The 6,776-nt window shown below is 63.3% G+C and carries 2 protein-coding genes; both read left to right on the forward strand.

Annotated elements, in window-relative coordinates:
• Nucleotides 1-310 precede the first annotated feature (310 nt).
• Nucleotides 311-5,746 (forward strand): glycosyl transferase family 36, encoded by a 5,436-nt coding sequence (locus H0V78_13100; GenBank protein ID MBA2352676.1) that lies wholly within the window; start codon nucleotides 311-313, stop codon nucleotides 5,744-5,746.
• 72 nt (nucleotides 5,747-5,818) lie between these two features.
• Nucleotides 5,819-6,776, forward strand: a 958-nt coding sequence (locus tag H0V78_13105) for a glucan biosynthesis protein G (GenBank protein MBA2352677.1), incomplete at its 3' end; no start/stop codon positions are given.

Consider the following 6,776-nt stretch of genomic DNA (forward strand, 5'->3'; position numbering starts at 1 on the left):
GGGGAGATACGGGCGCATGGCGGCGTTGCCGGCTTCCTTGGTTGGAGTGACCAAACGGCGTCGCCGGCGCCTTGCCCTGCACCCGTCTCTCCCCCGCCGCACGTATGGAATTAGTGTAAACAGGCCCTAATCCGAGGGGCTGGATTCCCGCCGCAGCCTGCCCTCGAATCCTTAAATCGGAGGCGGGAATGACATGGGTTGGATTTGTTCAGCTAACTTCAGACTCATGACACTGATGACCTGAATGCCCAACAGCCACCTTGATGCGCGAGCCATTGCGCCGGGACCATTTTGGCGTCTACCGCTCAGTATGATGGGCGCAGCGCTGGCGCTGGTTTCGCTGGTTCTTGTTTACAACGGCGCCTCGACTGCCGGCATTCAGTCCTGGATGCCGGCGGCGCTTGCCGTGCTGTTGTGGGCGCTCGTCCTTGGTGACCGCTGGTCGCCGCTGGCGGCGCCGATCGCGACCGCGATCGTCACCGGTCTGTTCAGCACGTCGGTCAGCCCGGAAGCCGAGCTCTGGCAGGTTCCGGCGTCGTGGGCGGACTTGACGGTGCTGACTCCGCAGGGTGCGGCGCTGGGCTGTCTCCTGTATTTGAGCGTGGCGCTGTGGTCGCTCGCCCGTTTTGGACGACCGCTGTCGCCGATAGCCGATCTCGCGCTGCTCGCCGTCCCTTATCTTTTCAACCTGCTGCTGACGTTGGCCGCGTCCGGGATGACGCTGGCGCTCGGACGCAGCGTGCTCGGCGCCGATTTGCCCGCCGCGGCTGCCTCGGGTCTCGGACGCACGCTGATCCTCTTTACATTTAACGAAGCGCTGTTGCTCGGCCTGGGCTTGTTGATGGACCGGCGCCTGGCGCCATCGTGGCGATTGCATCTCCTGGTGTTCGGAAGCTCGGCTTTCGCGGCTTTCACGCCGCTGATCGCCGATCTGGGCTCCACGGAAATGGTTTCGCGCTGGCCGGTCGTCGCGCGCATGGCAACGATGGTCCTCACCGAAGCGTTGGCCCAGGCCGGCTTGTGGGCGCAAGTGTTTTTCGTAACCGGCATGCTGCTCGACGCGCTGCGCGGACGCCGCCCCATTCTGACGGCCGGCACCGCACACTGGTACGCCGGACTGGCGCGCGGCGCAGTGTACGGCGGGCTGTTCGTGCTGCTCGTCCAGTTGGGCGCCGTGGTCTGGAGTTCCTCCGTCGTCGTCGGCTGGCTGCTCGCGCATCCCGCGCTGGGTGGGAGCCTGATGGGCGTCCTGCTGTTTCCGCTGGCTAAAACCATCCTCGAAAGTTTCGACGGCAGCGAGCCGTTCTTCGCGCGCTTTATGAAAGCGGTGCGCGAGCCGCTCAATTATGCGCGCGGCCTGATCGCGGGCATGGGGCTCGGGCTGGTTCTGTCGCAGGGCTTGCCGATGCTGTCCGGCGGTCTGCGCTTTGCGCTTGGTTTTGCGATCGGTGCGGCTGCGTATGCCGGAGCCGACGCGCTATGGGACTTGAAGTCCGTGCTCGGCCAGCAACGCCAGCGCATGCAGTCGTGGCGCGTGTATGGATTAGGCGCCTTGCTCGGCGGATTCGTCGGCGGCGCGCTCGCCTGGTATTTCGACGCCGCGCAATGGCAAGCCGTCGCCGAAAAATTCGTGACCTACGCAATACCCTATTTCCCGGCGGGGGGGAAGGCGACGACGAGTTATGTGGTCTATCCGCTGTTCAGCAAGTGGGGCGCGATCGATCTGGGAAGTGTCTCCGGCGGCGTCAAGCTGCTCTATGCGGAGTCGCTGTCGGGCGTGATCAACTGGTCGCTGGCGGCGCCTTTGTTCAGCATCAACCTGGTCGCGCTTACCGCGCTGTTCAAGCGCAGTCTCGGTCCGATCAAGGAGATGTTCAGCGCGGCCGGCTTCGCCATTCTCGTCGAACAGGCGGTGCGCGTGCTGCGCTGGGGATTGTGGATGGCGCCCATCATCTATACCTACCTGCGGCTGGCCTCCGACCCGAGCTGGTACAACCAGGACGGCGCGGTGCGCAGTGCGCTGGCGAGCGTGCAATCGGCGCTGTTGTCGCCGGAGGATTTCCGCGCCTGGAGCCTTACGGTGTTTCTTGGGCTGCTCGCTTACGACTGGCTGCGCGTGCTGATCTGGTTCGACCACATGGGACTGCGCGTGGCGACGCTGGTCAATCTTTCCTTCGTCGGCGGCGACGCGCTGGATGAGAAGGCTTCGCGCTTTCTGGGCCATTCGGCGCGCACGCGCTGCATGCCGGAAGCCATACGCCGTTTTCTCACCTGGGCGCCGCTGCTGATTCCTTTTTATATACCTCGCGGCAGCGAATGGAATCAGGTGTGGGACCGTGCGGAGGCTTTGCAAGCTACCCCGCACGCTGTACTGCCGGCAGTCGCATCCTTGCTGCTGGTTTATCAGATGACAGCGGCGGGCGCGATTCTGGCGGTTGCGTCGGTGTGGCTGCTGCGCCGGCGGGGCAAGGAATCAGCGCCGCCGCAAGCCGCGGCAAGTCCTTATTTCACGCTCGCCAACGGTCAATACACCGCGGAATATGGCTGGGATGGCCGCGGCTTCAGCCGCGTGACCAGCACGGTGCGCCCAGGCTTCGAGCTTGATCTGACGCGCCGGGCGGACGATCCTTTGCAGTTGCGCGGCAAGTTTTTTTATCTGCGCGAGCTCGACAGCGAAGACCAGGCCATCGACGGGCCGTGGTCGCTGGGCTCCGAGCCGATACAAAAGCGCGGCCCCGATTATTCGGTCACCAAACCCTCGCCGAGCACCTTGCATATCGTCAACAGCCACGGCGGAATTCGGGCGGAAGCGCGGGTCAGTCTGGATCCTCGTGACACCGTGGAGAATTGGCGCATCACCCTGACTAACCGCGAGCAGCGTGCCCGCATCGTCGAGTTGACGAGCTACCAGGAACTCGCCGTTGCGCCGGTCGATGCTTACCGCCGCTCGCCTTTTTTCGCGGCCATGCACGTCGGCACCCGTTTCGTCGCGCCGCTGAATGCGATCATCGCCCGCAACCGGCTGATGAGGAACAACGCGAAGGATCCGGCGCTGCAGCGGATGTGCCGCGAAGTCGGGTTTCATGCGGTGCGCGCCGATGACGCCGTGCGGCTGATCGGTTACGAGGATTCGCGCGCCCATTTCATCGGCTTGGGCACGCTGCGGCGACCCGCCGTTTTCGCCGACCAGACGCTGCGCGATCCCACCGACGAAGGGACGCTCTACACCTTCGATCCGGCGGCGAGCTTGCGGCTCAGGATCGAGTTGCCACCCGGTGCGGCAGTCGAGATCGCCTTCGTCGATGGCTATGCCGAGGACGAGTATCGGGCGGCTGCCTTGATCGCGCGCCACCTTGATGTCGCCGAGCCGAACGACGCGGCGTTGAAAGCGAGCTTCGCGCGCATCCGCAGCTTGCGTCCAGCGCCCAAACGCACGGCGGACGGCGGCGGTTTCTCCGACGACGGGCGCGAACTGTCGGCGCCGTGCGACGCACAGCGCCCATGGGCGCATCTCGTCGCCAATCCGCTGGGCCATGGCTTTGTCGCGAGCAGCGAAGGCGAAATCTTTTCGTTCGCCGGCAACGCGCAGCAAAATGCGCTGTCGCCTTTCGGTCTCGACAGCGTGCCGGCCCAACTTCCTGGACAAACGATTTACGTCTTCGACCCGGAAACCGGCGTCGCCGAGACCGCGGGGTTCGCACCTTACCGCAGGCAGGACGCCCGGCACGAGGCCCTGTTTGGATTGGGTTACGCGCGTTACCGCAAGGAAACCGCTGGACTGAAGCTGGATTTGACCGCTTTCGTGCCGTCGGATCAGCCGGTAGAAATCAAGCTGCTGAGGATTCGCAATGGCGGCGACGCGGCGCGCCGCTTGCGTATCGTCCCTTACGTGGAGATGGTACTGGCGGAAGTGCCGGTCGATAGCCGCGGTCGGGTGCGGGCGTGGGCGGATGCGATGCCCGGCGTGCTCTACTTCGAAAACGCGGGCAATGATTTTCACAAGGGCGTCGCATTCGCCGCAACCAATCTTGAATGCCAGTCACAGGAAACCGTGCGTGCGCGCTTTGTCGGCGGCGAAGGCCGCGACCTCACCCGGCCTTTCATGCTGGAGCGCGGTCACGCCGATGTTTCACAGGTCGATGATGGGCGTCGCATCGCAAGCTTCGTCGCCGATCTGGAGATTCAGGCGGGTGAAGAAACAACGATGGTCGTCGTGCTGGGGCAGGCGGCCGACCAGGCGCAGGCGACCCGGCTTGCGCGCGCGTACCTCGAACCGAACGCGGCTGAACTCGCGCTGGAAGAAATCAAGGCGTGGTGGAAACAAGCACTTTCCGTGTTGCGCATCGAGACCAATGAAGCGGCTTTCGACCGCCTGGTGAACGACTGGCTTCCGTATCAACTGCTGTGTGCGCGCTTGTGGGGACGTACCGGACCCGCCCAGCGCAGCGGCGCGTACGGATTCCGCGACCAGTTGCAGGATGTGCTGCCGCTCACCTTTCTCAAGCCTGAGTGGGCGCGCAGGCAGATCGTGCTGCACGCCGCGCAGCAATTCATCGAAGGCGATTGCGTCAAGTGGTGGCATCCCTCATGGGAAGGCCGCACCGGAATCGCGGTGCGCACGCGCGCGTCCGATCCGCATCTTTGGCTTCCCTATGTGGTGACGCGCTACGTGGAAGCTACTGGCGACACCGGCGTTCTGGACGAGCAAGTCCCCTTCCTGGAAGGCAGACCGGTGCCGAAGGGTCATGAAGGATTCTTGTTCGCCCCCAGGCCGTCGCGTGATACCGGCTCGGTTTACGAGCATTGCCGGCGGGCGGTCGAGTACACGCTCGCGCGGCGTGGCGCGCATGATTTGCCGCTGCTCGGCTCCGGCGACTGGAACGATGGTCTCGATGTGCCGGGAATCAAGGGCAAGGGGGAAAGCGTATGGCTGGGCTTCTTCCTGCATGATGTGTTGATGAAGTTCGCCAGTCTCGCCGAGCGCCGCGAGGGACCGCAAGCCAGGAGCCGCTATCTCGCGGAAGCGAGAAACCTGTCTACCGCGCTGGAAGCGATGTGGCGGGGGGACGGCTACCTGCGCGCCATCACCGACGAGGGCGAGGAATTCAAGCTGCGCAGCGCGCTCATGGCCGCTTGGCCGCTTTTGTCTGGGGCAGCCGACGCTAAACGCGGGCAAACGGCCTTGGAAACGGGCCTGACGCAGCTTGAGAAGAGCAACCGAGTGCTGCTCCTGACGCCGCCGTTCACTGAAGATTCGCTGCCCTATCCCGGACGCATCGCGGAATATCCGCCCGGGGTGCGCGAAAATGGCGGGCAATATTCGCACGGCGTTTCCTGGCTGGTGGATGCGCTGCTGCGCTGCGCCGAGCAGGCAGCGGCGGCAAATGATTCAGAACTGGCCGAACGCTGCCGTGCGCGCGCCGCGGATTTATGGATCAAGATATCGCCGCTCAGCAAGAGCGATCAGCCTGATATCTACGGATTGCCGCCGCATCAACAGCCCGCGGATGTTTACGACGGGCCGGGTTATGAAGGGCGCGGCGGCTGGAGTTGGTACACGGGCGCCGCCGCGCGCATGCTCTCCGCCGCATATGAACTGCTCGGACTGCAAATCGAGCGCGGCGAGCTCAAACTACCCGAGGACCTTTTCCTGCGAAACGGGCAGTTGCAGGTCAAGCGTCTCTGGTATCGCGGGCAGCAGATCGGGCAGGGGGGTCGAAGGACCGAAAGTGGAACTGAATCTTAACGATCGTAGCTTAGGAAAAATATGTGGTCTGAACTTGTCACGCTCAAAATGCGGCTCCTTGCAATTTACTGGATGAGCCTTGTTGTCGGCTGCCTGATTTCGGCGCCGGCTTTCGCTTTTGGACTCGAAGACGTCACCGCCATGGCTCGCGCCCTTGCGGAAAAGCCTTTTGCAGGGCCACGCGAGAATCTGCCTCCACAGCTCAGGGACATCACCTACGACCAGTATCGAGACATCCGCTTTCGGAGCGAGAAATCGCTGTGGCAGTCCGCCAATCTGCCCTTCGAGATCCGGTTCTTCCACGCCGGGCTCAACTTCCGCCATCCGGTCAGGATCAACGTGGTGGAAGCGACGGGCGTTACGCCGGTGCGGTTCGATTCCGGTGACTTCGATTACGGCAAAAACACTTTTGACATCGGCAAATTCGCGGATGCCGGTTTCGCCGGTTTCCGCGTGCACTACCCGATCAACAACCTGGAGTACAAGGACGAAGTCGCGGTGTTTCTGGGCGAGAGCTATTTCCGCGCCGTGGGCAAAGGGCAGCGCTACGGACTCTCGGCGCGCGGGCTTGCGGTAGACACCGGCGAAGACACGGGCGAGGAAATCCCGGCTTTCAGAGAATTCTGGCTCGAGCGTCCGGCGGCGAACGCCAAACATCTGGTCGTGTATGCGCTGCTCGATTCCAGACGAGTGACCGGGGCCTATCGTTTCACCATCCATCCCGGTGAAGAAACCTACATGGACGTGCACGTGAACATTTTCCAGCGCGAAAAAGGCGCCAAGCTGGGAATCGCTCCACTGACTTCGATGTTCTATTTCGCTGAGAACCAACCCGCACCCATCCACGAATACCGTCCGGAAGTACATGATTCCGACGGGCTGCTGGTGCAGACTGACCACGGCGAATGGATCTGGCGCCCGCTGATCAATCCGAAAAGGCTGTGGGTGAGCAGCTTCGGCGCGCACAATCCGCGCGGCTTCGGGTTGATGCAGCGCGACCGCGATTTCCGGAGTTACCAGGATCTGGAGG

This window comes from Burkholderiales bacterium (assembly GCA_013695435.1).
Lineage (GTDB): Bacteria > Pseudomonadota > Gammaproteobacteria > Burkholderiales > JACMKV01 > JACMKV01.

What these genes read in the sequence shown, in the direction of transcription:
- H0V78_13100 (MBA2352676.1), top strand. Translation starts at nt 311, where the DNA reads ATGATGGGCGCAGCGCTGGCGCTGGTTTCGCTGGTTCTTGTTTACAAC.